19 protein-coding genes and 4 pseudogenes are annotated in these 25,101 nt (G+C 73.4%); 15 read left to right on the top strand and 8 right to left on the bottom strand.

Annotation, left to right across the window (positions count from 1 at the left end; genetic code table 11):
- Positions 1 to 499, top strand: a 499-nt coding sequence (locus ACWJ6R_RS08540; RefSeq protein WP_449061670.1) for a SanA/YdcF family protein, incomplete at its 5' end; no start/stop codon positions are given.
- A 3-nt stretch (positions 500 to 502) separates the two neighbouring features.
- On the opposite strand, the gene ACWJ6R_RS08535 is transcribed toward ACWJ6R_RS08540, so the two are convergent.
- Together ACWJ6R_RS08535 and ACWJ6R_RS08530 are read right to left on the bottom strand one after the other, a co-directional pair.
- Complete coding sequence (locus ACWJ6R_RS08535; RefSeq protein WP_449061669.1) at positions 503 to 1,699, bottom strand: PrsW family intramembrane metalloprotease; 1,197 nt, start codon at positions 1,697 to 1,699, stop codon at positions 503 to 505.
- A gap of 97 nt (positions 1,700 to 1,796) precedes the next feature.
- The gene (locus ACWJ6R_RS08530) at positions 1,797 to 2,750 is read right to left on the bottom strand and encodes a heme o synthase (protein WP_449061668.1); all 954 of its coding nucleotides are present in this window, start codon (positions 2,748 to 2,750) and stop codon (positions 1,797 to 1,799) included.
- Positions 2,751 to 3,149: 399 nt separating this feature from the next.
- Here ACWJ6R_RS08530 and tkt point away from each other — a divergent pair, with 399 nt between their 5' ends.
- The 8 genes and pseudogenes from tkt to ACWJ6R_RS08490 all read left to right on the top strand — a co-directional run bounded on the left by tkt (position 3,150) and on the right by ACWJ6R_RS08490 (position 12,972).
- Complete coding sequence (tkt, locus tag ACWJ6R_RS08525; RefSeq protein WP_449061671.1) at positions 3,150 to 5,183, top strand: transketolase; 2,034 nt, start codon at positions 3,150 to 3,152, stop codon at positions 5,181 to 5,183.
- Positions 5,184 to 5,185: 2 nt separating this feature from the next.
- A pseudogene (tal, locus tag ACWJ6R_RS08520) lies at positions 5,186 to 6,288 on the top strand (transaldolase).
- A gap of 5 nt (positions 6,289 to 6,293) precedes the next feature.
- On the top strand, positions 6,294 to 7,919 hold the full coding sequence (locus ACWJ6R_RS08515; protein WP_449061667.1) for a glucose-6-phosphate isomerase: 1,626 nt from the start codon (positions 6,294 to 6,296) through the stop codon (positions 7,917 to 7,919).
- Complete coding sequence (gene zwf, locus ACWJ6R_RS08510) at positions 7,920 to 9,527, top strand: glucose-6-phosphate dehydrogenase (protein WP_449061666.1); 1,608 nt, start codon at positions 7,920 to 7,922, stop codon at positions 9,525 to 9,527.
- Positions 9,528 to 9,529: 2 nt separating this feature from the next.
- Positions 9,530 to 10,441, top strand: a complete 912-nt coding sequence (locus tag ACWJ6R_RS08505) for a glucose-6-phosphate dehydrogenase assembly protein OpcA (RefSeq protein WP_449061665.1) — start codon at positions 9,530 to 9,532, stop codon at positions 10,439 to 10,441.
- Between the two features lie 170 nt (positions 10,442 to 10,611).
- Positions 10,612 to 11,388 carry a 6-phosphogluconolactonase gene (gene pgl, locus ACWJ6R_RS08500; RefSeq protein ID WP_449061664.1) on the top strand — a complete coding sequence of 259 codons (777 nt, stop codon included), beginning with the start codon at positions 10,612 to 10,614 and terminating at the stop codon, positions 11,386 to 11,388.
- 53 nt (positions 11,389 to 11,441) lie between these two features.
- Positions 11,442 to 12,323 (top strand): alpha/beta fold hydrolase, encoded by an 882-nt coding sequence (locus ACWJ6R_RS08495; RefSeq protein WP_449061663.1) that lies wholly within the window; start codon positions 11,442 to 11,444, stop codon positions 12,321 to 12,323.
- A gap of 175 nt (positions 12,324 to 12,498) precedes the next feature.
- Positions 12,499 to 12,972, top strand: a complete 474-nt coding sequence (locus tag ACWJ6R_RS08490; RefSeq protein ID WP_449061662.1) for a gamma-glutamylcyclotransferase family protein — start codon at positions 12,499 to 12,501, stop codon at positions 12,970 to 12,972.
- A 71-nt stretch (positions 12,973 to 13,043) separates the two neighbouring features.
- Here the strand turns inward: ACWJ6R_RS08490 and ACWJ6R_RS08485 are convergent, their stop codons facing one another.
- Complete coding sequence (locus ACWJ6R_RS08485; protein WP_449061661.1) at positions 13,044 to 13,640, bottom strand: TetR/AcrR family transcriptional regulator; 597 nt, start codon at positions 13,638 to 13,640, stop codon at positions 13,044 to 13,046.
- Positions 13,641 to 13,700: 60 nt separating this feature from the next.
- On the opposite strand from ACWJ6R_RS08485, the gene ACWJ6R_RS08480 reads away from it, so the two are divergent.
- Positions 13,701 to 14,108: a nuclear transport factor 2 family protein gene (locus ACWJ6R_RS08480; RefSeq protein WP_449061660.1), complete on the top strand. Its 408-nt coding sequence runs from the start codon at positions 13,701 to 13,703 to the stop codon at positions 14,106 to 14,108.
- 120 nt (positions 14,109 to 14,228) lie between these two features.
- Here the strand turns inward: ACWJ6R_RS08480 and add are convergent, their stop codons facing one another.
- Positions 14,229 to 15,239, bottom strand: a complete 1,011-nt coding sequence (gene add / locus ACWJ6R_RS08475; RefSeq protein ID WP_449061659.1) for an adenosine deaminase — start codon at positions 15,237 to 15,239, stop codon at positions 14,229 to 14,231.
- Positions 15,240 to 15,397: 158 nt separating this feature from the next.
- On the opposite strand from add, the gene ACWJ6R_RS08470 reads away from it, so the two are divergent.
- Complete coding sequence (locus ACWJ6R_RS08470; RefSeq protein ID WP_449061658.1) at positions 15,398 to 15,979, top strand: TIGR03086 family metal-binding protein; 582 nt, start codon at positions 15,398 to 15,400, stop codon at positions 15,977 to 15,979.
- Between the two features lie 197 nt (positions 15,980 to 16,176).
- Positions 16,177 to 16,608: pseudogene (locus ACWJ6R_RS08465) on the top strand (Clp protease N-terminal domain-containing protein); the annotation flags it as partial.
- A gap of 323 nt (positions 16,609 to 16,931) precedes the next feature.
- Here the strand turns inward: ACWJ6R_RS08465 and ACWJ6R_RS08460 are convergent.
- Complete coding sequence (locus ACWJ6R_RS08460) at positions 16,932 to 17,966, bottom strand: N-acetyltransferase family protein (RefSeq protein ID WP_449061657.1); 1,035 nt, start codon at positions 17,964 to 17,966, stop codon at positions 16,932 to 16,934.
- A 168-nt stretch (positions 17,967 to 18,134) separates the two neighbouring features.
- On the opposite strand from ACWJ6R_RS08460, the pseudogene ACWJ6R_RS08455 reads away from it, so the two are divergent.
- Positions 18,135 to 19,534 (top strand): annotated as a pseudogene (locus tag ACWJ6R_RS08455) (NAD(P)/FAD-dependent oxidoreductase).
- 75 nt (positions 19,535 to 19,609) lie between these two features.
- Entirely contained in the window at positions 19,610 to 21,217 is a 1,608-nt protein-coding gene (locus ACWJ6R_RS08450; RefSeq protein WP_449061656.1) for an amidohydrolase, read from the top strand.
- Between the two features lie 53 nt (positions 21,218 to 21,270).
- Here ACWJ6R_RS08450 and ACWJ6R_RS08445 read toward each other — a convergent pair whose 3' ends face one another.
- The 3 genes and pseudogenes from ACWJ6R_RS08445 to ACWJ6R_RS08435 all read right to left on the bottom strand — a co-directional run bounded on the left by ACWJ6R_RS08445 (position 21,271) and on the right by ACWJ6R_RS08435 (position 24,134).
- Entirely contained in the window at positions 21,271 to 22,011 is a 741-nt protein-coding gene (locus tag ACWJ6R_RS08445; protein ID WP_449061655.1) for a diguanylate cyclase, read from the bottom strand.
- Positions 22,012 to 22,423: 412 nt separating this feature from the next.
- A pseudogene (locus ACWJ6R_RS08440) lies at positions 22,424 to 22,954 on the bottom strand (histidine kinase N-terminal 7TM domain-containing protein); the annotation flags it as partial.
- A gap of 301 nt (positions 22,955 to 23,255) precedes the next feature.
- Positions 23,256 to 24,134, bottom strand: coding sequence for a class I SAM-dependent methyltransferase (locus ACWJ6R_RS08435; protein WP_449061654.1), 879 nt, complete (start codon positions 24,132 to 24,134; stop codon positions 23,256 to 23,258).
- A gap of 270 nt (positions 24,135 to 24,404) precedes the next feature.
- Between ACWJ6R_RS08435 and ACWJ6R_RS08430 the strand changes: the two genes are divergently transcribed.
- Positions 24,405 to 25,101: hypothetical protein (locus ACWJ6R_RS08430; protein WP_449061653.1), on the top strand; the 697-nt coding region annotated here is incomplete at its 3' end.

Genomic DNA, 25,101 nt, shown 5'->3' with positions numbered 1-25,101 from the left:
GCACGGCGGCCACCCCTCCCCCATGCTGGCCAGGCGGCTGGACATCGCCGCCGAGCTGTACCGGGCGGGCCGGGTGCGCGCGCTGCTGCTCTCCGGCGACAACGGCCGCCGCGGCTACGACGAGCCGACCGTGATGCGCGACTACCTGCTCGCCCGCGGGGTCGCCCGGCCGGCCCTCGTCCTCGACTACGCGGGCTTCGACACCTGGGACTCCTGCGTGCGCGCCCGCGACGTGTTCGGCGCCACCCGGCTGACCGTGGTCACCCAGGTCTTCCACCTGCCCCGGGCCGTCGCGCTATGCCGCGCGGCGGGCCTGGAGGCCTCCGGCGCCGGCGACGACTCCGCCCGGCGGTGGGCCTCGACCACCTACGCCTACGCGGTCCGCGAGTTCGGGGCGGCGGCGAAGGGCTTCCTGGACGCGGTGGTCCTGCGCTCCGAGCCGGTCTTCCCCGGCCCGCGAGAGACCACCCTGGACGCCGCGCTGCGCGCGAGCGGCTGACCGCTACGGGACCTGCCCTCCGGGCGGGCGGCTCCAGGGGGTCGCCTCGGGCGCCTGCCCCCGGGCCGGGACCGGCGCCGCCGCCGGGAAGTTGCGGCGGGCCTCGGCCATGCACTCCAGCAGCGCGTACTGCTCCTCGTTGAAGGTCTGCTCGCCGATCGTCCGGTGCGCGGCCCGCTCGTGCAGCAGGCCGAGCTCGGTGGCGGCGAGCTGGTAGTCGGTCATCGCCCGCAGCCCCGCGCGCCCGCCGTTCGTCCTGGCCCAGTGCCGGGCCTGGCGGCGGCCTGGCAGCGAGGAGAGCATGGAGACGTCCTGCGGGGCGACCAGCCCGGTCGCCTGGTAGGCGGGCAGGTAGTTCTGGATCAGGCCGACGATGCGCCTGCGGTCGCGGACCACCACGCCGATGAGCACCAGCAGCACGACCATCAGCAGCAGGTAGGCGCCGGCCAGCCCGGTGAGCCCGGCGTAGAGCGTGAAGCCGTTCCAGATGCCGTGCAGCAGCATCGCGCCGACCCAGCCCGCCGCGATGACGCTCACCTGCCCCGGGCGGTGGCGCTGGGCGGCGTAGGCCACCGCGATACCGATCATCGAGGTGAACAGCGGGTGCGCGAACGGCGAGAGCACCCCGCGCAGCACGGCGGTCACCGCCAGGCCCCGCGCGCCGCCGTCGCCGAGGGCGGTCACGTAGTAGCTGACGTTCTCGCTCATGGCGAAGCCGAGGCCGACCATGCTCGCGTAGATGACGCCGTCGGTCGGCCCGTCCAGCTCCGCCCGCCTGAACCTGAGCAGGCCCAGCAGGACCAGGCCCTTCATGGTCTCCTCGACCACCGGGGCGCCGAACGTCGCGACGAGGTTGCGCGCCTCGGTCCGCTCGAGCATCGCCGACTGCCACAGGTAGAGCAGGTTCAGGGAGTTGACCACGCCCGCCACCAGGACGGCCACGCCCGCGCCCCAGGCGAAGGCGAAGACCAGGTTGCCGCGCGGCTCGGGCTCCATCCGGTCCAGCGCGAGCACCGCCGCCAGCAGCACCGGGACCGGGGCCAGCGCCAGGGCCAGGGCGATGAGGAAGTGCACCGGGTCGCCGTCGCGCAGGTCGAAGGAGAACGACACCAGCGCGCACAGCCCGGTCGCGACGAGCCCGGCGATCAGCCCGACGGACGGGCGGTCCTTGAACACCCATCGGGGATCGCGGCTCGCCATGGGGCAACGGTAACCGATCAGCCGGAGGCTGTCCCCCCCGGCCGCCCGTCCACCTGCGGTCCTGCCGCCGGCGGGGGCCTTCCGGGGGGCGGCCGGCTCAGACGAGCATCGAGTCGATCGCGACGGCGAGGAAGAGCAGCGCGAGATAGGCGTTGGACCAGTGGAAGAAGCGCATCGGGCGCAGGTCCACCCCGGTCTTGCCGGCGTTGACCCGGCCCAGCAGGCTGTGCACCTCCCACAGGCAGGCGGCGCCGAGCACGGCGGCCACCGCCGGGTAGAGCGGGGTGGTGCCGGCCAGCGGCCACAGCAGCAGCGAGCAGAACACGGTCGCCCAGGTGTAGACGATGCTCTCCAGCACCACCCGGCGCTCGGTGGCGACCACCGGGAGCATCGGGACCTTCGCCGCGGCGTAGTCCTCCTTGTAGCGCATGGCCAGGGTCCAGGTGTGCGGGGGCGTCCAGAAGAACACCACGCCGAACAGCACCACGGGCGCCCAGTCCAGGCGGCCGGTGACCCCGGCCCAGCCGATCAGCACCGGCATGCAGCCGGCGATGCCGCCCCACACCACGTTCTGGGCGGTGCGCCGCTTGAGGATCATCGAGTAGACGAGGACGTAGAAGAGGTTCGCGGCCAGCGAGAGCCCGGCCGCCAGCCAGTTCACCGTCAGCCCCAGGCCGAGGGTCGACACGACGCCGAGGACGACGCCGAAGATCAGCGCGTTGCCGGGCGGCACCTGGTCGCGGGCCAGGGGCCGACGGCGGGTGCGGCGCATCGCGGCGTCGATGTCGCGGTCGATGTAGCAGTTCAGCGCGTTCGCGCTGCCCGCCGAGAGGGTGCCGAACACCAGCGTGTTGACGGCGGTCCACAGCGGCGGCAGGCCCTTGGCCGCCAGGAACATCACCGGCAGCGTCGTGATCAGCAGCAGCTCGATGATCCGCGGCTTGGTCAGCGCGACGTAGGCCTTGACCACGTCGCCGAACGAGCGCGGCGCGGCGCCCGGCGCCGCGCTCTCCTGGAGCGGGGCCGTCGGTTGCTTGTCGGTCAGCACCATCTAGGGCGCTTCCAGCACGTGCGGGGTCAACTGCTCAACCTCGTGATCGACGACGCGGATCCGTGAATGCGGGCACCAGCCAGCTTGTGGACTCACTGTAGTTGCAGCAGGGGGCGGTCCCGGCACGGGGGTGCGAAGCCCGCGGCAGGGCCCGCGATGGGAGCCCTTCCGCTGGGTAGGTCATCGGTGCTGCTCACGACTCCCGTGACCGCGCTCCGGCTGGGCCTACGCCACGGTAGCAAGGTCGAACCGTTAGGGTCCGTTGTGGGCGGGAAATGCCAACCGGCGCCACCAACACGACTAGATCCGGAGATCGAGCACTTGAGCAGCGAACTCGTGCCAGCCCTCGAATGGAGCGACCTGGACCGCCGTGCGGTCGACGTCGTCCGGGCCCTGGCGATGGACGCGGTAGAGAAGGCGGGGTCGGGCCACCCCGGCACCGCGATGAGCCTGGCCCCCGCCGCATATCTGCTTTTCCAGCACGTGATGCGACACGACCCCTCCGACCCGGCCTGGGCCGGTCGGGACCGCTTCGTGCTGTCCTGCGGCCACTCCAGCCTGACCCTGTACATCCAGCTCTACCTGTCGGGCTACGGCCTCACCCTGCACGACCTGGAGATGCTGCGCCAGTGGGAGAGCCTGACCCCGGGCCACCCCGAGTACGGCCACACCGCGGGCGTGGAGACCACCACCGGCCCGCTCGGCCAGGGCATCGGCAACGCGGTCGGCATGGCGATGGCCGCCCGCCGCGAGCGCGGACTGTTCGACCCGGACACCGCGCCGGGCGCCTCGCCGTTCGACCACACGGTCTGGTGCTTCGCCTCCGAGGGCGACATCGAGGAGGGCATCAGCCACGAGGTCAGCGCCCTGGCCGGCCACCAGAAGCTGGGCAACCTGGTCGTCGTCTTCGACAGCAACCACATCTCGATCGAGGACGACACCCAGATCGCGCTGAGCGAGGACGTCCTGGCCCGCTACGAGGCGTACGGCTGGCACGTGCAGACCGTCGACTGGACCCGGACGGGCGACTACGTCGAGGACGTCCAGGAGCTGTACGACGCGCTGGAGGCGGCCCGCGCCGTCACCGACAAGCCGTCCTTCATCCGGCTGCGGACCATCATCGGCTGGCCCTCGCCCGGCAAGCAGAACACCGGCAAGATCCACGGCGCGGCGCTCGGCGACGAGGAGATCGCCGCGACCAAGAAGATCATGGGCATGGACCCGGAGAAGTCCTTCGACGTCCCGGCCGAGGTGCTGGAGCACGCCCGGCTGGTCGTCCAGCGCGGCCGCGCCGCCCGCGCCGAGTGGGACGAGGCCTACGCCGCCTGGCGGGAGTCCTCCCCCGAGCGCGCCGAGCTGTTCGACCGGATCTCCCGCAAGGAGCTCCCGGACGGCTGGTACAAGGCGCTGCCGGCCTTCGAGACCGGCTCCTCGGTGGCCACCCGCAAGGCCTCCGGCGAGGTGCTCAGCGCGCTCGCGCCGGTCCTGCCCGAGCTGTGGGGCGGCTCGGCCGACCTGGCCGAGTCCAACAACACCACGATGAAGGGCGAGCCGTCCTTCATCCCCGAGGAGCACCAGACCAAGGCCTTCCCGGGCGGCCCGTACGGCCGGACGCTGCACTTCGGCATCCGCGAGCACGGCATGGGCGCGATCCTCAACGGCATCGCGCTGCACGGCGGCACCCGCCCCTACGGCGGCACGTTCCTGGTCTTCAGCGACTACATGCGCCCCGCCGTACGGCTCGCGGCCCTGATGAAGCTGCCGGTCACCTACGTGTGGACGCACGACTCCATCGGCCTGGGCGAGGACGGTCCGACCCACCAGCCGGTCGAGCACCTGTGGGCGCTGCGCGCGATCCCGGGCCTGGACGTGGTCCGCCCGGCGGACGCCAACGAGACCGCCGCCGCCTGGCGGGTCGTGCTGGAGCACACCGACCGCCCGGCCGCGCTGGCGCTGACCCGGCAGAACCTGCCGGTCTACGAGGGCACCGCGGACTCCTGCAAGGTCGCCAAGGGCGGCTACGTCCTGCAGGACGCCTCCGACGGCCAGCCCCGGGTGATCCTGATCGCCACCGGCTCGGAGGTCGAGCTGGCCGTCGAGGCGCGCAAGGTCCTGGAGGCCGAGGGCGTGCCGACGCGGGTCGTGTCGATGCCGTGCGTCGAGTGGTTCCACGCCCAGGACGCCGCCTACCGGCAGACCGTGCTGCCGCCGGCGGTGCGCGCGCGCGTCGCCGTGGAGGCGGGCATCGCGCTGGGCTGGCGGGAGTTCGTCGGGGACGACGGGGTAGTGGTGAGCCTGGAGCACTTCGGCGCGTCGGCCCCCTACCGCACCCTCTTCCAGCAGTTCGGTCTCACCGCCGAGCGCGTGGTGGCCGCAGCGAAGGGAAGCCTCGCGAAGACCGGGGCCGACAAGGGCGAGACGACGGGAAACTGATCATGAGCGAGATCCTGAAGAGCCTCTCCGGCCACGGCGTTTCCATCTGGCTGGACGACATCAGCCGCGAGCGCCTGCGCACCGGCAACCTGGAGTCCCTCATCCGGGACAAGGGCGTGGTCGGCGTCACCTCCAACCCGACGATCTTCGCCTCGGCGCTGAGCAAGGGCGACGCCTACGACACCCAGCTGCACGACCTGGCCGTGCGCGGCGTGGACGTGGAGGAGGCGGTGCGCGCCATCACCACCTACGACATCCGCTGGGCCGCCGACGTGCTGCGCCCGGTCTACGACGCCACCGGCGGCGTGGACGGCCGGGTCTCCATCGAGGTGGACCCGCGCCTGGCCAGGAGCACCGACAAGACGATCGCCGAGCGCGCGCGCTGTGGTGGATGGTCGACCGGCCCAACCTGTTCATCAAGATCCCGGCGACGCTCGAGGGCCTGCCCGCGATCACCCAGGCCATCGCGGAGGGCATCAGCGTCAACGTCACGCTGATCTTCTCCCTGGAGCGCTACCGCGCCGTGATGGACGCCTGGCTGACCGGCCTGGAGCAGGCCAAGGCCGCCGGGCTGAACCTGGCCGGCATCGAGTCGGTGGCCTCCTTCTTCGTCAGCCGCGTCGACACCGAGATCGACAAGCGCCTGGAGGCGGCCGGCACCCCCGAGGCCAAGGCGCTCAAGGGCAAGGCGGCGGTCGCCAACGCCCGCCTGGCCTTCGCCGCCTTCGAGGAGGTCGTGAACTCGCCGCGCTGGCAGGCGCTGCAGGCCGCCGGGGCCCGTCCCCAGCGCCCGCTGTGGGCCTCCACCGGCACCAAGGACCCGAGCTACCCCGACACCCTCTACGTCGACGAGCTGGTCACCGCCGGGACGGTCAACACCCTGCCGGAGAAGACCCTCGACGCCGCCGCCGACCACGGCCGGATCACCGGTGACACGGTCCGCCCCTTCTACGAGCAGGCCTGGAACACCATGGCCGCGCTCAAGGACGTCGGCATCGACTACGACGACGTCGTGCGGGTGCTGGAGGAGGAGGGCGTGGAGAAGTTCGAGGCCTCCTGGAACGAGCTCCTGGCCACCGTCACCGCCGAGCTGCGGAAGGCGTGAACCCCATGGCAGTCTCCGTGACGTTCAACGAGGACCGCCTGGCCGGGCAGGCCGCCGAGACGGTCAAGGCGCTCGTCGCCGACGGGGTGCACGAGCGCCTGGCCGCGGGCGACGCCGCCCTGTGGGGCGAGGAGGCCCGGGCCGAGGCGGCCGTCCGCCTGGGCTGGCTCACCCTCCCCCTCACCAGCCGGGAGCTGCTCCCCGAGATCGGCATCCTGGTCGAGCGGGCCCGGGCGCAGGGCCTGGACCACGTGGTCCTGGCCGGCATGGGCGGCTCCTCGCTCGCCCCCGAGGTCATCTGCGCCAGCGCCGACGTGCCGCTGACGGTGCTCGACACCACCGACCCGGCCCAGGTCCGCCGCGCCCTGGCCGACCGGCTGGAGCGCACCATCGTGGTGGTGGCCAGCAAGAGCGGCGGGACGGTCGAGACCGACAGCCACCGCCGGATCTACGAGCAGGCCTTCCGCGACGCCGGGATCGACCCGGCCGAGCGGATCGTCGTGGTCACCGACCCGGGTTCGCCGCTGGAGCAGGCCGCCATCGAGGCGGGCTACCCGGTCATCCTCGCCGACCCCAACGTGGGCGGGCGCTACAGCGCCCTGTCGGCGTTCGGCCTGGTGCCCAGCGCGCTGGCCGGGGCCGACGTGCTGAAGCTGCTCGACGACGCCGCCGCGGTGCAGCCGCTGCTCGCGCAGGCCGAGGGCAACCCCGGCCTGGAGCTCGGCGCCGCCCTGGGCGCCGCCGCGCTGGCCGGCCGCGACAAGCTGGTCCTCGAGGACAGCATGTCGGAGATCAACGGCCTGCCCGACTGGATCGAGCAGCTGGTCGCCGAGTCCACCGGCAAGTCCGGCAAGGGCATCCTGCCGGTCGTCGGCGCCGACCCGACCGACTCCGATGACGAACTGGTCGCCGGGATCGACTCCGACGGCTCGGTGACCGTCGCCGGCCCGCTGGGCGCGCAGTTCCTCGTCTGGGAGTACGCCACCGCCGTCGCCGGCCGGGTCCTCGGCATCGACCCGTTCAACCAGCCGAACGTGACCGAGTCCAAGGAGAACACCAACCGGCTGCTGGCGGCCGGCGAGCTGCCGGCCGGCGCCCCGGCGCTGGTCGACGGCCCCGTCGAGGTGTACGGCGAGGGCCTGGAGGACGCCAAGGACCTGTCGGAGGTGTTCACCCGGCTGCTGCAGGACATCCCGGACGACGGCGGTTACCTGGCGGTCATGGCCTACCTCGACCGGGAGGCGGCCTTCGACGCCCCCGTGGCCGAGGGCGCCTCGTTCGAGGCCATGACCGACGCGTGGAGCGCGGCCGACCCGGCCACGCTGCGCGGTCTGCTCGCCGTGCGGACCGATCGGCCCGTCACCTTCGGGTGGGGCCCCCGGTTCCTGCACTCCACCGGCCAGTACCACAAGGGCGGCCCGCAGAACGGCGTGTTCCTGCAGATCACCGGGGCGGTCGAGGCCGACCTGGAGGTGCCGGGCAAGCCGTACACCCTGGGCCGGCTCCAGTTGGCGCAGGCGCTGGGCGACCAGGGCGCGCTGACCGGCCGGGCCCGCCCGACCGTGCGGCTGCACCTGACCGACCGCGCGGCCGGGGTCGCGCGCCTGCTCGCGGCAGCGCGGGAGGTCTGAATGACCCAGCAGGAGCAGGTGGGCAGCCCCGAGGAGTCCGTGGCCGCCGCCTCGGCGGCCGCGGTCACCGGCACCACCGAGGAGGTCGTGGCGGCCAACCCGCTGCGCGACCCCCGTGACAAGCGCCTGCCGCGCGTGGCGGGGCCGTGCGTGCTGGTCCTGTTCGGCGTGACGGGCGACCTGGCGCGCAAGAAACTGCTCCCGGCGATCTACGACCTGGCGAACCGGGGGCTGCTGCCCCCGGGCTTCTCCCTGGTCGGTTTCGCCCGCCGCGACTGGGCCGACCAGGACTTCGCGAAGCTGACATACGACGCGGTCAAGCAGCACGCGCGCACGCCGTTCCGCGAGGAGGTCTGGAAGCAGCTGTCGGAGGGCATCTTCTTCTGCCCCGGCGAGTTCACCGACGACGGCGCGTTCGACGCGCTGGCGATGATGCTCAAGGAGATCGACGAGACCCGGGGCACCGGCGGCAACTACGGGTTCTACCTGTCGGTGCCGCCGAGGTTCTTCCCGGTCGTGGTCGAGCAGCTCAAGCGGACCGACCTGGCGCACGGCCCCGCGGGGGCCTGGCGCCGGGTGGTCATCGAGAAGCCGTTCGGGCACGACCTGAAGAGCGCCCACGAGCTCAACGCGATCACCAGCGCGGTCTTCCCGGAGAGCTCGGTGTTCCGCATCGACCACTACCTGGGCAAGGAGACCGTCCAGAACGTCATGGCGCTGCGCTTCGCCAACAACCTGTTCGAGCCGATCTGGAACCGCGGGTACGTCGACCACGTCCAGATCACGATGGCCGAGGACATCGGCATCGGCGGCCGGGCGGGTTACTACGACGGCATCGGCGCGGCCCGCGACGTGATCCAGAACCACCTGCTCCAGCTGCTGGCGCTGGTCGCGATGGAGGACCCGACGTCCTTCGACGCCGACTCGCTGCGCCGGGAGAAGGAGAAGGTGCTCAAGGCGGTGCAGCTCCCGCAGGACCTGTCGCTGGCCACCGCCCGCGGGCGGTACGCCGCGGGCTGGCAGGGCGGCGAGCCGGTCGTCGGCTACATCGAGGAGGAGGGCATCCCCGCCGACTCGATCACCGAGACCTACGCCGCGATCAAGCTGGAGATCGCCAACCGCCGCTGGGCGGGGGTCCCGTTCTACCTGCGCACCGGCAAGCGGCTGGGCCGCCGGACGACCGAGGTCGCCGTGGTGTTCCAGAAGGCGCCGCACCTGCCGTTCAGCAAGGACGACACCGAGATCCTGGGGCACAACGCCCTGGTCATCCGGGTCCAGCCGGATGAGGGCATCACGGTGCGGTTCGGTTCCAAGGTGCCGGGCACCGCGATGGAGGTCCGGGACGTCTCGATGGACTTCGCCTACGGCGAGTCGTTCATGGAGTCCTCCCCCGAGGCCTACGAGCGGCTGCTGCTGGACGTGCTGATCGGCGATCCGCCGCTCTTCCCGCACCAGCGCGAGGTGGAGCTGTCGTGGAAGATCCTCGACCCGATCGAGGAGTTCTGGGCCTCGCAGGGGCCGCCGGAGGACTATCCGGCGGGCAGCTGGGGCCCGGCCTCGGCCGACGAGATGATGGCCCGCGACGGGCGCGTCTGGAGGAGGCTCTAAAGATGACGAGCTTCATGCTCACCGGCACCACCGCGTCGAAGATCTCCTCTCAGCTCACCCACCTCCGCCACCAGCTGGGCAGCCCGGCCGTCGGCATGGTGCTGACTTTGGTGGTGGTCTGCGACGAGGGCAGCCAGTACGACGCGGTGCGCGCCGCGACCGAGGCCGCCCGCGAGCACCCCTCGCGGATCCTGGTCGTCATCACCCGCGGCACCGACGAGCCGAACCGGCTGGACGCCGAGCTGCGGGTCGGGGAGAGCACGCCGGGCGAGGTGATACTGCTCCGGCTGTACGGCGAGCTGACCCGGCACGCCGACTCGGTGGTCAGCCCCCTGCTGCTCACCGACACGCCGGTGGTCGCCTGGTGGCCGGGCGAGTGCCCGGAAGTCCCGGCCAAGGACCCGGTCGGGGCGCTGGCCCAGCGCCGGATCGTCGACGCCCGCGCGGCGACGCCGTCGGTGCGGGCGATCGCGAGCCGGGCCCGGAGCTACGTGCCGGGCGACACCGACCTGGCCTGGACCCGGCTGACGCCGTGGCGGAGCCTGCTGGCCGCCGCGTTCGACCAGCCGGTGGGCAAGGTCAAGAAGGGCGTGGTGGAGGCCTCGCCCGACCACTCCAGCGCCCCGCTGCTGGCCGCCTGGCTCGGTGAGCGGCTGGGCGCCCCGGTGCGGGTGGCGGAGTCCGGCGGCCCCGGCCTGACCACGGTCAGGCTGACCACCGTCGAGGGCGACATCGTCATCACCCGCTCCGACGCGCGGCTGGCGACGCTGTCGCGCCCGGGGCAGCCGGACCGCCAGGTGGCCCTGACCCGGCGTCCGACGGCGGAGCTGCTCGCCGAGGAGCTGCGCCGCCTGGACCCGGACGAGGTCTACGAGGCCGCGATCCGGCGGGTCGCCCGCACGAACAAGTCCTGACGGCGGGGCGCTCCGCGGCCGGTCCGCGGGGCGCCCTCCCGCCGGGGCGTTCCGGCCCCGGATCCTCCGAGTCCTTCGAGTCCTGCGAGGCTCCCGTGGGTCTTCCGGGCCTTCCGGTCCCGCCGAGACCCCGCGGGTCTTCCGATTCCACGAGTCAGAGAGAGCGCGCTGTGAGTGTTCCCAACGTCGTCGTCCATCGCGACGCCGACATGCTGGCCAAGGCCGTCGCCGCCCGGGTGATCACCCGCCTGGTCGACGCGCAGTCGGCCAAGGGCTCGGCCTCCCTGGTCCTGACCGGCGGCACCGTGGGCATCGCCACCCTGGCCGAGATCGCCGCCAGCCCGGCCCGCGACGCCGTCGACTGGCGCAACCTGGACGTCTGGTGGGGCGACGAGCGCTTCCTGCCCTCCGGCGACCCCGACCGCAACGAGACCGGCGCCCGCAAGGCGCTGCTGGACCACGTCGACGTCGACCCCGCGCGCGTGCACGTGATGCGCGGCCCCGACTCCGGCATGACCGCCGAGGAGGCGGCGGACGCCTACACCGAGGAGCTGCGCCGCGCCGCCCGGCCCGAGGACCACGGCCCGGCGCCCTCCTTCGACGTGCTGCTGCTGGGCATGGGCCCGGACTCCCACGTGGCGTCGCTCTTCCCGGGGATGCCCGCGCTGTACGACACCCGGCCGGCGGTCGCCGTGCACGGCTCCCCCAAGCCGCCGCCCACCCGGATCTCGCTGACGATGCCGGTCATCCAGGGCGCGCGCGAGGTGTGGGTGGTCGCGGCGGGCGCGGACAAGGCGGGGGCCGTACGGCTGGCGCTGTCGGACGACTCGGGACCGGTGCAGGTCCCGGCGGCCGGCGCCCGGGGCCGGCGGCGCACCCTGTTCCTGCTGGACCGCGCCTCCGCGTCGAAGATCCCCGCCTCCCTGAGCCGGATCTCCTCTCCCTGAGGGGACGGAAATTCGGATGCGCACTATCTGGTGATTTAGGCATCATTTCCGTCATGAACGTGAGCATCGCGGAGCCGGAGCGGCTGGGGCGGACCGAGCTTCCCGGCGGCCGGTCGCTGGGCTGGGCCGAATGGGGACCGACGGGCGGGGCACCGGTGCTGCTCTGCCCGGGAGCGGCCACGAGCCGGTGGCTGGGATTCGGCGCGGACGTCCTGGACGAGCTCGGGGTCCGCCTCGTCTCGGCGGACCGCCCCGGCCTCGGCGCCTCCGATCCCGCGCCCGGCCGGACGCTGGAGGACTGGGCGGACGACGTGCGCCACCTCGCCGTGGACCGCAGACTGGACGGTCTGGCGGTCGTCGGCTACTCGCAGGGCGCGCCCTTCGCCCTGGCGTGCGCGGCGGCGGGCCTCGCCACGTCCGCGGCGATCGTCTCCGGCACCGACGAACTGGCCGCGCCCGGGTTCGCCGACGCGCTGATCCCCCAGGTCCGGGGCATGGTGGAGGCCGTGGCGGGCGATCCCGCCGCCGCGGAGGCCTCCTTCGCCGGTTTCGGCGACCCCGAGACGATGTGGCAGATCGCCATCGCGGGCGCCTCCGCCGTCGACCGCGAGGTCTACCTGCAGCCGCCGTTCGAGCGCGCCTACCGCCGGGCCATGGCCGAGGCGTTCTCCCGGGGACCCGCCGGGTACGCCCGCGACACCGTCCTGGCCTCGGGCCGCTGGCCGTTCGATCCCGCGGACATCGCCGTCCCGGTCGACCTCTGGTACGGCCCGCACGACACCAGCCCGGTCCACTCCCCCGACCTCGGCGCCACCCTGGCCCGCCGCATCCCCGCCGCCCGCCGCCACGTCATCCCCGAGGCGGGCGGCTCGCTGCTGTGGACCCACTCGGCGGAGATCCTCCGCTCACTGCTCCGCGGCGCCGCCGGCGCCTGAGCGAGCCCGGTCACGGTCGCGGCCCTCCGACGGGCCCGTCACCGCCCGCACGGACCGGTCGCCGTGGTGCGGGAGGCCGCCCTGCCGGGCCGACGACTTCTCCTCGTCCCGGCGTCCGCCGATCCGCGGAGCGGGACCTATGATGCCGGTCGGCGGCGGACGCGGGGAGGCGCGGGTGGGCGTGGACGACACGGGAGCCGTACGGCGGACGGCCCCGGACGGCGCGGGACCGGCGGAGGAAGGGGCGCTGTTCGTCTACGGGACGCTGATGTTCCCCGAAGTGCTGCGGGCGCTGCTCGGCCGGGTTCCGGAAAGCGCCCCGGCCGCCGTCGCCGGGTGGCGGGCCGCCCGCCTGCCGGGTCACGTCTACCCGGTGCTCGTGCCCGCCGAGACGGGTACGGCGCGCGGGCTGCTGCTCACCGGCCTGACCGCCGGCGAGTGGCGCGTCCTGGACGAGTACGAGGGCCCGCTGTACGACCTGCGGCCGGTCCTGCTGACGGACGGACGCCGGGGCCGGGCCTACATCAGCGCCGACCCGTCGGCGGCGTCCGCCGAGGACTGGGACGCCGACCGCTTCGCGGCCGAGCACCTGAGCGCCTACCTGGGCGAGTGCGCCGGCTGGGCGACCGAGGACGGACGGGCCGGGTAGCGCCGGGGGTGCCAGGCCGGGTAGCGCCGGGCGACGCTCAGGCATGAACGGCCCTCAGGCATGGGTGGCGTTCACGCGCGGGCGGCCTCCAGCGGCGGGTCGCCGGTGAGGGCGGCGATCACTGCGCCGACCAGGTGCTCCTCGACTTCGTCGGCGCTCCTGCCCCGGTCGATCGTCAGCTGCTCCCAGACGGGGACTGATGCCATCGCCCACGCCAGGTCGGCGGCGACGTCCGGGGTCAGGCCGGGCCTCAGCCGCCCGGCGGTTCCCAGCCGGTGCGCGGCGAGGAGGAATCCCTCGTGGAGCTCATCCATCCGGTCGTTCCAGGCCGCGGCGGCGTCGGGGTCGTCACGGCGGGAGGCCAGCAGCACCGAGGCCACCGGATGGATCGTCGCCGCGTAGCGCAGCCAGACGCGCAGGAAGGCGCGGAACGCCTCGACGGGCTCCTCGGCGGTCAGCGCCTTCTCGCAGTGCGCGCGGATCCCGTCGCGTTCGTCCATGTCCCGCACGACGGCCACGAGCAGGCTCGCCCGGGAAGCGAAGTGGAGGTAGACCGCCTGCCGGGAGATCCCGGCCGCGCGGGCCACGTCGGCCATCGAGACCCGGGGGCCCTGCTCGGCGACGAGCCGCCGGGCGGTCTCCAGGATGCGCGATCGCGTGCTTGACATGTGTCAAGCATAGCTCTAGCTTGACACGCGTCAAGGAGAAGGATCCCGAGGAGGCACCCGATGGATACCATCCACCCTGCGGCCGTCGCCGCGCTCACCGCGATGGACGCGGTCGGCGCCGGCGACCGGGATGCCTGGCTCGCCTGCTACGCGCCGGAGGCCGTGCTCCACGACCCGGTCGGCGGCTCCCCGCTGGATCCCCACAGCACCGGGCTGCGGGGGACGGCCGCCCTCGAACTCTTCTGGGAGCTCACCGTCGCCCCCAACGAGGTGCGCTTCGAGGTCGCCGCGGTGCACCCGGCGGGCGACGAGGCGGCGGTCGTCGCCTCGGTCTCCGTCCGCTCCCCCACCGGCGCCTCCGCCGCCTACGACGGCGTCTTCGTCTACCGGGTGGGCGGCGACGGGCGGATCGTCTCGCTGCGCGCCTACTGGGACCTGCAGACCGTCCTGTCCGCGCTCGGCGGCTGACTGGCTCCGGCGACCTCGCGGAGCCGGTCGGGTCCGCAGCGCCCCGGCAGTCCCTGGGTCCGCCGGTGGGGCCGGAGCCCGGGTCCGGACGCGCGGCGGGGACCGTCCCGCCGGGCGCCCTCAGAGCAGGGCGTCGATCTCGGTGGTCAGGGAGCGCTTGGCCGCGGGGTCGAGGTAGGAGGCGGTGACGGCGTTGCGGGCGAGGGCCGCCAGGGCCGGGCGGTCGAGGCCGAAGACGTCGGCGGCGACGCGGTACTCGTTCGTCAGCGTGGTGGCGAACATCGGCGGGTCGTCGCTGCCCAGCGTGACGGACAGGCCCTCGGCCAGCAGGCGCGGGAGCGGGTGGTCCTCGATCCGGGCGACCTGACCGGTGCGGACGTTGGAGACGGGGCAGACGTCCAGCCAGATCCGCTCGTCGCGCAGCCGGGCGACGAGGCGGGGGTCGTCCAGGCAGGAGATGCCGTGGCCGATCCGCTCGGCGCCGAGGTGGTCGACGACCTCCCAGATCGTCTCGGGGCCGGTCATCTCCCCCGCGTGCGGCACGCTGTGCAGGCCGGCGGCCGTGGCGGCGCTGAAGGCGTCCCGGAAGGCGTCGCGGTGGTGGACCCTCTCCTGCTCGATCCCGGCCAGGCCGAAAGCTACCAATGCCTGGGGAGGTTCCTGCAGGGCGTGGTCCAGGGTGATCCGGGCGGCCTCGGCGCCGTACTCGCCGGGGATGTCGAAGATGTAGCCGACCCGGACGCCGTGCTCGTCCAGGGACCTCTGGGCGGCGAGGTCCAGCGCCTCGGTGACCTCCCGGGCCGGCATCCCGACGACGTGGTGGGCGTACGGCGTGACGGTCACCTCCACGTAGCGCCCGTTCTGCGCGGCCAGGTCCCGGGCCAGGCCCGTCACCAGGGTGGCGACGTCCTCGGGCTCGCGGACCAGGGCGTTGACCGCGCCGTAGGCGACGGCGAACTCGGCGAAGTCGCGGAAGCGGTAGAACGCCCGCAGCTCCTCCTCGGTGGTCGGCACCCCGCCGCCGGGGTGGCGGCGGGACAGTTCGAGGACCGTGGGCACCGACGCCGAGCCGACGAGGTGGACGTGGAGCTCGGCCTTGGGGAGCGCGTCGATGAAGTCGTGGATCGTCATGCGGCCGACCCTAGGCAGCCGGGACGGCACCGGATAGCGATCGGGCATCAATCTCACATGAAAATGTTGAATTTCACTGCCCGCCCCCTTACCCCCCATTCCGATAGTGGAATAAAGCATTCCATTCCGGCATACTAGAGGGAACGAAAGGACATGCGATGAACTCCGGCTGGATTCTGCTCGACGCCTCGCACGACGCCCTCCGCACGGTCGTGACCGGCCTCCCCGCCGACGCCCGGGAACTGCCCACCCCCTGCGCAGACTGGAATGTCATCCAGGTGCTCCAGCACGCCGCGGGCGACCAGATCGCCTACGCCGCCTGCCTGACCGGAGAACCCGGCCCCGAGGAGAACCCCTTCGCGCCCTCCGGCTCCCTGACCGGCGAGCCACTGGCTCATGTGGAGGCCGCCATGGAACGCTCGGCCAAGGCCTGGGCGGCGGCCGACAGGGACGCCGCCGAGGTGCCCGTGCCGATGCCGCCGAACAAGATGGCGCCCTGGCTGGGCGCGGGCGCGTGCGCGCTCGACGCGGCCGTGCACGCGTGGGACATCGCGGTCGCCACCGGCCGGCCATCCCCGCTCACCCCGCAGCTCGCGCGGGAACTGCTGGTGGTGGCACGGGAGACCGCCGAGCCGGTGCGCGGCTTCGCCTACGCCGCCGCGCTGACCCCCGAGCCCGGCGACGACGAGGTCGCGGCCTTGCTGCGCTATCTGGGCCGCGACCCGCACTGGACCCCCTGAGGACGGCCGGCACGGGTCTCCGGCGCATCCCGTGCGCGACCGCGGAGAGCCGCTCCGCGACCCGGCTCGACTTCTGGAGCCCTGGGCAGGGTCGCGGAGATCGCCGGAGATATGTGGAGATATGTCCTCCCGCTGACCGGAGGACCTGGCGCATAGTGGTGGCAAGAGCAACTCGACGCCCCAATCGGAGGCCCTCCGTGTTCGAGCGCTTCACCGACCGTGCCCGCCGCGTCGTGGTCCTGGCCCAGGAGGAGGCCCGGCGGCTCGGCCACGACCACATCGGCACCGAGCACGTCCTGCTCGGCCTGCTCAGCGAGGAGGACGGCGTCGCGGCCCGCGCGCTGCAGTCCTTCGGCATCGCCCTGGAGCAGGTCCGCAGCGACATCGAGGAGATCATCGGCCAGGGTTCGGCCCCGCCGCCCGGGCACGTCCCGTTCACCCCCCGCGCCAAGAAGGTGCTGGAGCTGTCGCTGCGGGAGGCGCTCGACCTGCGCCACACCTACATCGGCACCGAGCACATCCTGCTGGGCCTGATCCGCGAGGGCGAGGGGCTCGCGGCGCAGGTGCTGACCAAGCGGGGGGCCCGGCTGGAGGCGGTGCGCGCCCACGTGGTCGCGGTGCTCGCCGGCCGGGGCCACCGGGACCGGCTGGTCACCGCCGAGGAGGTGCTCACCGGGCTGGGACCGTCGCTGGGCGAGAAGCTGGACCGGATCCAGGAGAGCCTGGAGCGGATCGAGCGCCGTCTGGACTCCCTGGGCGCCCGCAGGCGCCTGATGCCCCGGACGCCCCGCAGGCGCCGGACGGCCCGGCGGCACGGCCCGCGGCGGAGCGGCCGAGGTCGCCGGAGGCCGGGGCGGCGGAGGAGACCGAGGCGGAGGCGGCAGGGGAAGGGTGAATCCCCTGGTTCGGAGGGCCCTGAGCTCCCTTCGAACCAGGGGAGGCGGTGATGGGTTCAGCTCGGGGACGCCGTCGCCATCACGCCGATCCCCAGCCTGGCTTCCACCACGCCGGGGTCGTCGGTGTGGTTGAGGGTCGCGCCGAGCGAGACCAGGAGTCTGCGCATCCGCACGTTGTCGGAGAGCAGCGTCGCCTTCACCTCGGCGAAGCCCAGGTCGCGGGCCTCCGTGACGAGCATCCGGGCCAGGGCGGAGCCCAGTCCCCTGCCCTGCCAGCGGTCCTCGACCAGGAAGGCCAGCTCGGCGATGCCGGGGTCGGGGGTGAACATCAGGCTGGCCAGCGCGACCACCTGCCCGTCCCGTCCGGCGACGATGGAGTGTCCGCGCCCGCGGTCGCAGAGCCGGTCGAAGACGCGCTCGGGCAGCGTGGGCATCGCGGTGAAGTAGCGGAAGCGGCGGCTCTCGGGCGAGCAGCGGCCGTGCAGGTCGCGGACGGCCTCACGGTAGACGGGGGTGAGCGGCCGGATCTCGGTCTCGGTGCCGTCGGCCAGCTTGACGGACCGACCGGCCGGGTCGGCCTCCTCGGCCGGGGGCTGGGCCAGCCGGACGAACGAGGCGGCGCGGGCGGCCTCGGTCAGCGTGAACGGCAGGTCGCCGCGGCGCAGCCGGATCGCCCGGCGGGCGGCCACCGGCAGGGTCAGCAGGGTCGGGTCGGGCAGGTCGCTCATGTCGGAACCGTAGACCCAGCGGGCGTCGTCGGCGCGCAGCAGTTCCTTGAGCAGCTCCGGCAGGCGCCAGGGGGTGGTCCGCAGCCGGGAGGCGAGCAGCAGGGCCCGGGTGGGCTCGTCGGTCAGCTCGTGGGCGGATGCGGGCACGACCTGGACCCGGCGCCCGCCGGCCGCCTCCAGCGCCTCCCGCACGGCCTCGGGGGACGCGGGGATCTCGGCGACGAACTCGTCCACCGTGCCGTCGGCGTCGGGGTGGACGCTCAGGCCGAGGATGTTGCCGCCCTTCTCCGCGAGCGCGGCGGCCAGCGACGCCAGCCGTCCCGGTCGCTCGTCCACCGTCGTACGAATCCGCAAGAACCCCATCGGAACGCTCCCTCCGTCTGACACGGAGTCTGGCGGAGTCCTGTTACAGCGCTGCTACGTGCGAGTGAGGCGGCCGTTACGTCGACAAAGATCACTCATGACGCGGTTGCGCAACGGTTTCCGTCGGAACGCACGGCCTGACTGACGGATATAGCAGGATGTGGGGACATGAGCACGCCTGTCCCTCTTTCGGATGACTTCGTCAATGGTGACGTCTCTTTCTGGTTCCGCTCCCTCGGCGTTCCCGAGGCGCGGACTCCTCTCGAGGGCGACCGCGACGCCGACGTGGTGATCGTCGGCGCGGTTACACCGGACTGTGGACCGCGTACTACCTGAAGAAGGCCGACCCGGCCCTGCGCGTCGTCGTGCTGGAGAAGGAGTTCGCCGGGTACGGCGCCTCCGGGCGCAACGGCGGCTGGCTGGTCGGCGAGCTGGCCGGGACCCCCGAGCGCTACGCCCGCACGCACGGCGACGACGCGGCCCGGCGCTTCCAGCGGGTGATGTTCGAGACGGTCGACGAGGTCGTCGCCGTGACCAGGGACGAGCGGATCGACGCCGACGTCGTCAAGGGCGGCGTCACCACCGTCGCCACCAACGCCGCCCAGGAGCGGCGCCTGCACGAACTGGTCGCCCACGCGCGCTACTGGGGCTGGACCGAAGAGGACCTGCGGACGCTGGAGCCGGACGAGCGGGAGCGCCGCCTGCGGGTCAGCGGGGCGGTCGGCGCGGTCTGGAGCCCGCACTGCGCCAGGGTCCAGCCGGCCAGGCTGGTCCGGGGGCTGGCCGAGACCGTGCGGGGACTCGGAGTGCAGGTCTTCGAGCGCACCCCGGTCACCGGGATCGCGCCGCGCACGGCGCGCACGCCGTACGGGACGGTCCGCGCGGACTACGTCATCCGGGCCACCGAGGGGTTCACCGCCGGGTTGCGGCAGTACCACCGGGCCTGGTTGCCGATGAACAGCTCGATGATCGTCACCGAGCCGCTGGGCGGGCTCTGGGACGAGATCGGCTGGGAGGGCTGCGAGCTCCTCGGCGACCTGGCCCACTACTACATGTACGCGCAGCGGACCGCCGACGGGCGGATCGCGTTCGGCGGGCGCGGCAAGCCGTACCTGTACGGCTCGCGGGTGGACGACCGGGGGCGCACGCACGCCTGGACGGTCGAGGCCCTGTGGGAGCTGCTGACGCAGATGTTCCCCGCGGTGCGGGCCTCGCGCGTGGCGCACGCCTGGTCGGGGGTGCTGGGCGTGCCGCGCGACTGGTGCGCGACCGTGCACGTGGACCACGCCACCGGGATCGGCTGGGCGGGCGGTTACACCGGCCACGGGGTGACCGCGGCCAACCTCGCCGGCCGTACCCTGCGGGATCTGGTCCTGCGCGAGGAGAGCGAGCTGGTCTCCCTGCCGTGGGTGGACCGCAGGGTGCGAAGCTGGGAGATCGAACCGCTGCGCTGGATCGGGGTGCACGCCATGTACGACCTGTACCGCCGGGCCGACGCCCGGGAGCGGGCCGGGCTCGGCCGCACCTCCGTGCTGGCCCGGCTGGCCGACTCCATCACCGGCCGCTGACACGACGACCGCAGACACGACGACCGCAGACACGACCGCTGACACGACGACCGCAGATCCAGAGAGGATCAACGCATGACGGACCTGCTCTTCCGGGGCGGGCGCGCCTTCCTGGCCGCCGGCTCCTTCGCCGAGGCCGTACTGGTCCGCGACGGGCGGATCGCCGCCGTCGGCGCGGAGACCGAGCTGGCGCGGCTGGCCGCCCCCCGCTGCGAGAGCGTCGACCTGGGCGGCGGCCTGCTGGTCCCGGGGATCACCGACGCCCACATGCACCCGGTCCAGGCCGGGCTGGAGCGGGCCAGGTGCGACCTGTCGGAGGTGTACGGGCTGCCGCAGTACCTGGAGAGGATCGCCGGCTACGCCGCCGCCCATCCGGACCGCGAGTGGATCGACGGCGGCGGCTGGGACATGTCGGCCTTCCCCGGCGGCCTCCCGCACCGCTCGCAGCTCGACTTCCTCGACCGGCCCGTCTACCTGATCCAGCGCGACCACCACGCCGCCTGGGTGAACAGCCGGGCCCTGGAGATCGCCGGGATCACCCGCGACACCCCCGACCCCGCCGACGGCCGGATCGAGCGCGACGCCGACGGCACGCCGAGCGGCGTGCTGCACGAGGGCGCGATGGACCTGGTGGGGCTGCTCACCCCGCGCCCGACCGAGCGGGACCTGCTGGAGGCGCTGCTGGACGCCCAGTCCCACCTGTTCTCCCTGGGGATCACCGGCTGGCAGGACGCCATCGTCGGCTCCTACGCCGGTTCGGACGACCAGCTGCCCACCTACGTCTCCGCCGCGTCCTCCGGGAGGCTGAAGGCCCGCGTGACCGGCGCGCTGTGGTGGGACCGGGCGCGCGGCGCCGAGCAGATCGACGAGCTGCTGGAGCGCCGCAAGGCCGCCGAGGGCCTGGAGACGTTCCGGGCCGGCTCGGTGAAGATCATGCAGGACGGCATCACCGAGAACTTCACCGCCGCGGTGATCGAGCCCTACTGCCGCTGCGGCGGGACGGGCCTGTCCTACGTCGATCCCGAGGCGCTGAAGGGGTACGTCGCCGAACTGGACCGGCACGGCTTCCAGGTGCACTTCCACGCGATCGGCGAGCGGGCCGTGCGCGAGGCGCTGGACGCCCTGGAGGGCACCGACCCGGTCAACCGCCACCACATCGCGCACCTGCAGATCGTCACCCCGGCCGACGTGCCGCGCTTCGCCCGGCTGGGCGTCACGGCCAACCTGCAGCCGCTGTGGGCCACCCACCACGCCCAGATGGACGAGCTGACCATCCCGTTCCTGGGCGAGGAGCGCTCGTCGTGGCAGTACCCCTTCGCCGACCTGCTGCGCGCGGGCACCCGGTTCTGCGCGGGCAGCGACTGGCCGGTCTCCAACGCCGACCCGCTCCAGGGCATGCACGTGGCGGTCAACCGCACCGAACCGGGCGGCTCGGTGCACGCGGACTACCCGACGGCGCAGACGCCGTTCCTGCCGGGTCAGGCGCTCGACCTGGCCACCGCACTGACCGCGTACACGGCCGGGTCGGCGTGGATCAACCACGACGACGACGCGGGCACGATCGCGGCCGGCAACCGCGCCGACCTCGTGGTGCTGGACCGCGACCCGTTCGCCGGGCCGCAGGAGGACATCTGGCGCACGAAGGCGGCCATGACCTTCGTGGGCGGCGAGCAGGTCCACTGACCCCGCCCGCCGCGGGCCTTCCGCGCGGAGCCCCGGGGCGGGGGGCGGCGGGCTCAGGCCGCGGCCGTACCGGAACCCGGCTCCCGCTCCTCCGGCCGGGCCGGAGCCGGCAGCACCCGGTTGCGGCCCTGCCGCTTGGCGGCGTACAGCGCCTCGTCGGCCGCGTGCAGCAGCTCCTGCGGCTCCTGCCGCCCGGTGAACGCCGCCACCCCCGCGCTGAAGGTCACCGCCAGCAGGTGCCCGCCGGCCGACAGGCGCCCGGCCGCCACCTGTTCCCGGATCTCCTCCATGCGCTCCAGCGCCTGCTCACCGGTGACCCCCGCCAGCAGCACCACGAACTCCTCACCGCCGTAGCGGGCCACCACGTCGTCGACGCGGATGCGCGATCCCACCAGGTCGGCGAACCAGGTCAGCACCTGGTCGCCGACGCCGTGGCCGTACCGGTCGTTGATCTGCTTGAAGTGGTCGATGTCCAGCAGGGCCACGCTCAGCGGGGCGCCGTCGGCCGCGGCCAGGCGCATCCGGTGGGACAGGGCCTCCATCAGGTAGCGCCGGTTGTACAGCCCGGTGAGGGTGTCGCGTACGGCCTGCTCGGCCAGGTCGGCCCGGAGCGCCTCGATGGTGGTGACCTGCTCGCGCAACCGGTCGTTGGCCTCGTGCAGGGCCCGGCGCTGGGCGTTGAGGGCGGTCACGTCCCGGCCCACGAGCACCCAGCCCACCGGTTCGTCCCGGCCGCCGCGCAGGGCGCTGACGCGGACGTCCAGGTCCACCGTACGGCCCTGCGCGTCGGTCATCGTGTAGTTCGCCTCCGTCCGGCCGGCCGGGAAGAGGGATCCTGCGGCCTGCCCGCGGGGGGGACGTCTCCGTCGCCGCCGCCGTCCCCGCGGCCGCCGTCGCGGACGGACGGTCCGCCGCCGTCCCCCCGCCGGCCGCCGCACCGGAGGCGTCCCGCCCCCGATCGACGAGCGGCACGTCGTGCAGGAGGTCGAGGACCGGCAGCCCGGCCAGCTGCGCGGGCAGGTCGGGGGCGAGACGGCGGACCAGCCGCTCGGCCGCCGGGTTGAGGTCCAGGGCGCGGCCGGAGGAGTCGAGCGTCATGACCACGTCGCTGATCATCTCGTAGACGTGGGTGCGCTCCACCGTCACCAGCTCGTGCAGCGAGCGGTGCGCCAGGGCCCAGTAGACCAGGACGGTGGTGAGGCAGAAGCCGACCGGGGTCACGTCCACCGGGCCCACGAATCCCAGCAGGCTGATGACGTTGGCGGCGGTCGAGGGGACCGTGCTGAGCACGGTGACGCCGTACAGCGGGCGCTGGGCGCGCGGCCCCCACTGCCACGCCCGGACCAGACGCGCCGTCGCGGCGGTGAGCAGGACGTAGCTGTAGGCGGTGTGCGCCCAGAACAGCGGCCCCAGCCGGAGCTCGTGGTACGGCCGGGCCGGGTCCAGGACCACCAGGAACGACTGGTGCCACGGATCGCTGAGGACGGCGGCCAGCACGAGGAAGGGCTCGATCGCCAGCCACAGGGCCAGGCGGCGGGGCAACCGCCAGGTGCGGTCCACCGCGGCCAGCGACAGGCAGTAGAAGCCCGCCACGACGACGCACACCGCGAGGAAGCCGGCGGCCGCCCGCAGCACGGACGCCGCGGAGCCGCCGGTCACGTACCCGAAGCAGCTCATCACCGACCAGACCGCGATGCCCGCCGCCACGACCGCCAGCGCGCCGACCGCGGGGGTCACGTGCCGCCGCCGCCACCCGACCACCGCGATCGCGCAGGCCACCACCGCCGACAGCGCGAAGAGCAACGTCAGCAACGACTCCCCCTCACCTTCACCGCTTTCCCGTGCGCCGCGTCCGGCCGCGGCTCCGCGGAGGCGACCGCGCCGGCCCCCGCCTGCGGTCTCCGCGTCCTGCCCGCGGCGCAGTTCCTCATCCAGGTTCGGCACGCGAGCCGGGATGCTGACCTTTTAGGCGGAGATCATCGGCAGGCGCCGGCGGTCTCCACGGCCGTCGAGCAGGATGCGAGCGCCCGTCAACCGATCACCGCATCCGCGGGTTCTCTTCCGCAGGACGTCGGGTCGCCCGGACCAGGCGGCACAGGTCGGCGGGACGCAGGGCGTCGGAGCGGCGCCAGAGCGCGGGGTCGACGCTGTCGGCCTGCCGTAGGTGCTCGGCCGTCGCGAGACCGTGCCGGTCCAGTACGGCCGAGAGCTCGTCGGGGGCGAAGAACGACAGCCAGGGCTCGCCGCGCTCGGCGGCGGCGGGGAGGGCGAAGTCCGCGTAGGCGCCGCCCCGCTCGTCGCGCAGGTCCGGGGGCAGGGCGTACTCCATGACCAGCTCCGTGCCGGGGGCGAAGCGGCCGACGGCGGCCAGGGTGGCCTCGATCGCGTCCCGGGTGAGGTACATGGACACCCCCAGCCAGCTCACCAGGGCCGGCCTGGACGGGTCGAAGCCGGCGGAGACCAGACCGGTCGCCGGATCGCCGGTCTCGAAGTCCACCGGCACGAACGTTCCCTCCGGGCGGTCGATCCCCGCGGCCGAGAACAGCCCCTGCTTCCACTGCTGCGTGGCGGGGTGGTCCACCTCGAAGACCTTGACCCGGCCCGCCGCTCCGGAGCGGTGGGCGAAGGTGTCGAGGCCGGCGCCGAGCACCACGTACTGCTCCAGGCCGCCGCCGGCCAGCTCGGCCAGACGGCGTTCGGTGTAGTGGCTGCGCGCCGTCACCTGGGCGCGGGTGCCCGCCAGGATGAGGTGGTCACCGTACGCCCGGTGGTAGCCGATGATCTCCTCAGCGAGCGGGCCGAGCAGGGACGCGGCCGCGGTGTCGCGGAAGATGAAGGGCTCCCGGTCCACCACGAGGTGGGCCGCGCGGGCCGCCGCCGCCATGATCGCGGTCTGGCTCGGCTGTGCTTCGTACATGAACCGTCGTTCCTCTCTCAACGATGGGAACGACCATGCTAAATACAAAACACAGTTATCTTTCCAATCATAACATATTCAAATAATTTTTACATATCATATATATAAATAGTCGATCACATGGCTGCCCGCTCATTCCGTACGGCTCCGCCGTGGGTCCCCGGACGCACCCGGCGGCGTCCTCTCCCCGCACCGTGATCACACGGGAGCTCCCTCCCGCCGGCGGCGCATAGCATGCATCCGGAACCGCCGACCCCGAGACAGAAGTGCATGCGCGAACACCGCTCCCCACATTCCGCCGCCCGTCAGGAGCAGGCCGAGGAGACCTCCCGCGCGCCCCGGCACCGCCGTCGCGCGGGCGGACACGCACGCCCCGGGCTCCCGCGGCACGCGGGCGGAGACCCGCGACCGGGACCCCTGCGCCGCGCGATCGCGGGCGCGCGGCGGTTCTGGCCGCGCTCGCTCCTCGCCGTCCTGCTCCTCCTCGTCGTGGGGGTCGTCGTGTTCACCCGCACCGATGACGACGCCGTCGTCCTGAAGTTCTACGACGCCGCCGGCAAGGGCACCGAACTGACCGGCGAGGCCGTCAAGAAGGTCATGCACGGCAGCGGCGGCTCCGACAGCGACGCGCTGCTCGACCCGGCGACCCTGCAGGTCGTGCGGGAGTGGCCGCTGTACGCCGGGGGCTCACCCGGCCGCTGGCGGTTCGACGTCCCGGACCGGGCGGTGGCCTTCGCCGTCAACTGGCCGACCTCGCGCGGCTACTCCACCGTGATCGTGGACAACGGCGGGACCGGTTTCACCGGCCGCGGGACCGTCGTCTTCAACCTCCAGGCGGCGCTCGACGCCCGGCGCAGGCTCGACGCGGCGCTGGCCGTACGGGGCGGCTACCGGCGTTCGGCGGAGTTCGAGCGCGCCTACGCCGCGGCCGCCGCCGAGCTGGACCGGGCCCGCGCCGCGGCCTCCG

It is taken from the genome of Planomonospora algeriensis, assembly GCF_977012225.1.
Note: the sequence above shows the minus strand (reverse complement) of the source record. Positions and strands in the feature narration are given on the sequence as shown.